4 protein-coding genes are annotated in these 3,190 nt (G+C 40.3%); all 4 read left to right on the forward strand.

Annotation, left to right across the window (positions count from 1 at the left end; all coding sequences use genetic code 11):
- Positions 1 to 882: alpha/beta hydrolase family protein (locus tag ACZFYI_RS17995; protein WP_462525507.1), on the forward strand; the 882-nt coding region annotated here is incomplete at its 5' end.
- A gap of 136 nt (positions 883 to 1,018) precedes the next feature.
- Positions 1,019 to 1,507 carry a YybH family protein gene (locus ACZFYI_RS18000; RefSeq protein ID WP_462525508.1) on the forward strand — a complete coding sequence of 163 codons (489 nt, stop codon included), beginning with the start codon at positions 1,019 to 1,021 and terminating at the stop codon, positions 1,505 to 1,507.
- A gap of 4 nt (positions 1,508 to 1,511) precedes the next feature.
- Positions 1,512 to 2,288 (forward strand): hypothetical protein, encoded by a 777-nt coding sequence (locus ACZFYI_RS18005; RefSeq protein WP_462525509.1) that lies wholly within the window; start codon positions 1,512 to 1,514, stop codon positions 2,286 to 2,288.
- 2 nt (positions 2,289 to 2,290) lie between these two features.
- Positions 2,291 to 3,052, forward strand: a complete 762-nt coding sequence (locus tag ACZFYI_RS18010; protein WP_462525510.1) for a hypothetical protein — start codon at positions 2,291 to 2,293, stop codon at positions 3,050 to 3,052.
- Positions 3,053 to 3,190: the final 138 nt, after the last annotated feature.

The following is a 3,190-nucleotide window of genomic DNA, read 5'->3' on the forward strand; positions in this document are numbered from 1 at the left end:
GTCGATAACCCAAAGGAGGTATTTACCGCAGGGATCAGAGGGGAAAATGCTAAAAAAGTAAGCAGCATCAATGCCAACTTTGATGCGCCAACTCTTGGAAAAACTGAGGTAATCACTTGGAAATCAAAAGATGGATTGACCGTGGAAGGACTGCTAACCTATCCTGTGGATTATGAGCAAGGGAAACAATATCCGATTATCCTTCAGATCCATGGCGGACCTGCAGGTGTATTTTCCCAAACTTATACAGGTGCCCCATCTATCTATATGACCCAGTTTTTTGCGCAGCATGGATTTATAGTCTTGCGACCCAATCCTAGAGGAAGCACAGGCTATGGGAAAGATTTCCGATATGCAAATGTCCGTGATTGGGGCTTTGGTGATTATGAGGATTTAGTGACAGGAGTAGACCATGTCTTGGCAATGGGGATTGCCGACAGCAAAAATCAGTTTGTGATGGGCTGGAGTTATGGCGGGTATATGACTAGCTGGATCGTGACACAAACCAACCGCTTCAACGCCGCAAGTATGGGCGCAGGTTTGCCAAACTTGATCAGTATGGTAACGACTACAGATATCCCCGACTACCTTGTAGGGCATGCAGGTGGCAAAGAATACTGGGAAGATTATGAGGAATATGAAAAGCACTCAGCCATTTACCACATCAAAAATGTCATTACGCCTACGCAGGTAATTCATGGTGCCAATGATTTGAGAGTTCCACTAGCCCAGGGGCAGGAATTTTATAATTCATTGAAGCGAAAAGGTGTTGACACGGAGATGGTCATATATCCTCGAACCCCTCATGGGCCTACAGAACCTAAATTTCTGATGGATGTTTCTCCAAGAATTTTGACTTGGTTTGAGAAATACATGAAATAGTGGATAATAGTTAATTGATGGAATGCTGGGGAAAAATGTGTGCAGATGCTTTTTTCCTCTGTATTCCGTCTTCTATTTCCTTTCAATTAATTCAAAAGAAAATCATGTTCCTAACTTCCAATTTTGAAACCCAAAAATGAAAACTATCCAAATGAAAGATTTTCAAGGAAATCAATTTAAAATGCTGAAATACCTCCCATTGATCTTTTTTGTGGTCCTGTCCAGTTTTTCCTTTGGACAAAATACTTTGCAGGATATAGCTGAAATCCGTGAGCAACGAAACGCTTCAAATGAAGCCCTTAGGAAATTTGATGAGGAGCTGAATGCGACATTTTCAACCGAAGACGCCCTGATTACTACAGGTGCCGGTACGCTGATAGCAGGTAAGGAAGCACTTTCGGCTTATATCAAATCCCAAAAAGGCCCTAGAATGTATTGGGTTAGGACGGCTAATGAAGTGTTGGTAAATTCTAAAACCAAGTTGGCTTGGGAAACAGGAACCTGGAAAGGATATGTAGAAGGTTTGGACGATCCTGTTGTGGGAGGGAAATATTCGGCCCAATGGACGAAGGCCTCAGGGACATGGCTGATTCACTCCCAATTGTTTGTCACACTTGAAAATTAAGCCGATGGAAGAGGATCAAACCCCCGAAAATCAACTTGATGTCTCAAATAAAGAGGTCATCAACACACTGAAAAAGAAGAACTGGAAATCTTACCTGAAGGAATTCTTCATGCTTTTCCTGGCAGTTTTTTGTGGATTTCTTGCTGAGAATTACCGGGAATCCCTCAGTTCCCAAAAGATTGAAAAAGAATACATTCTTTCCCTGGTTGAAGATTTAAAGACAGATACCGCCAATCTCAGCTTTTATATCGCTTTTAGAAAAGAAAAGAGTGTACTGATGGATTCTCTGGCAGAAATGATGCTCTCTGAGCAACGTAATCTTTTTGGAAATCAAATGTACTTTTTGGCTCGGCAAGTGTTTAACGAACAGGCATTTTTCTACGCTGACGGTACCATTCAGCAGCTAAAAAATGCAGGGAATCTCCGGCTTATAAGGAAAAGAAACGTAGTCAATGCCTTGCTTGCCTATGAAAAAAAAGTAAAGGTTTTGGAGGGATGGGACGAGAATGACAATAGAACCAAATCCACATTCCGGGAAATGGGAGGGAAGGTCTTTAATTCTTCCGAACTGAATAAGACCATGGATTCTGAAATGAAATTTGTCATGCCTACTTCAAATCCGCAATTGATCACAGATGATTTTGCCATCATTAATGAGATTGCATTCCAAATCCATTATTTATCCAAGATGACCAAAGGTAATAGCCTCAGGGGGGAATCCTTGAAATCTGATGCAGGCCGTTTATTGGAACTGATACAAGCTGAATATAACCTTAACTGAATATGGCAAAATCGTTAAAAACCAAGACACAGGGTAATGAAGAAAGCAAACCCAATCAGGAGGTTTTGTCCAAAAAGAGAAACTGGAATTCCTATATCAAAGAATTTTTGATGCTCTTTCTTGCAATTTCATTGGGCTTCTTTGTAGAAAACCAAAGGGAATCCTATGTGGAGAACAAGAGTGCTGCTGTATTGGCCAAATCCATGTTGGAGGATTTAAAGCAAGACAAAACAGCTTTAGAGGAGGCGATAAGGTTTGCCAAAGAAAAAGACCTTGCCATTCAAAATTTCCTGCACATGCTTCACACCCCTGCTGAGTCTTGGGATACACTAACTTTTTATAAAAGCATGACGGCGGTTTTTACCACTTTCCCTTTTTCTCCTACAGACGGGACCTATTCCCAAATGAAGTCCTCAGGTACGCTACGGTTTTTCAATCAAGTGCTTGTGAATAAAATGAATGCCTATGACAACCAACTGAAGAAAACAGTTTTTAGAGATGAAATAGTGGAAAAAGCGGAATGGGAACTTGTCCCTGTTGCCGCTACACTCATCAATTTTGAGGTGACCGGAGAGTTACGGTTCAATAAGCCAATTACGAAGGAAATGTACATCAAGATCAAAGACAAAAACACCTTGGACATTTTCATCAATAAAATCGCTGTTGTCCGAACGATGATGGGACGTTCGCTTCAGGAATATGAGGCACAAAAGGTTTTATGTGAAGACCTGATCAAAAAGATAGAAGAAAAATTTCAATTGTAGAAAGATTAACTATTTTATCTGTCTTTTAGCTGAGCCCACTTTTTTCAATTCTTAGTCAATCCACAAAAGCGATGAAAAGGAGGTGAAATTTTTTCTTATGTTATTTATTTTCAATACGTTATTAATAATCAATTCATT

The sequence above is a fragment of the Aquiflexum sp. genome (genome assembly GCF_977115555.1).

Excerpts from the sequence above, each read along its gene's own strand:
- ACZFYI_RS18000 (WP_462525508.1), top strand. The coding sequence starts at position 1,019 with ATGAAAACTATCCAAATGAAAGATTTTCAAGGAAATCAATTTAAAATG.
- ACZFYI_RS18005 (WP_462525509.1), top strand. The coding sequence starts at position 1,512 with ATGGAAGAGGATCAAACCCCCGAAAATCAACTTGATGTCTCAAATAAA.
- ACZFYI_RS18010 (WP_462525510.1), top strand. The coding sequence starts at position 2,291 with ATGGCAAAATCGTTAAAAACCAAGACACAGGGTAATGAAGAAAGCAAA.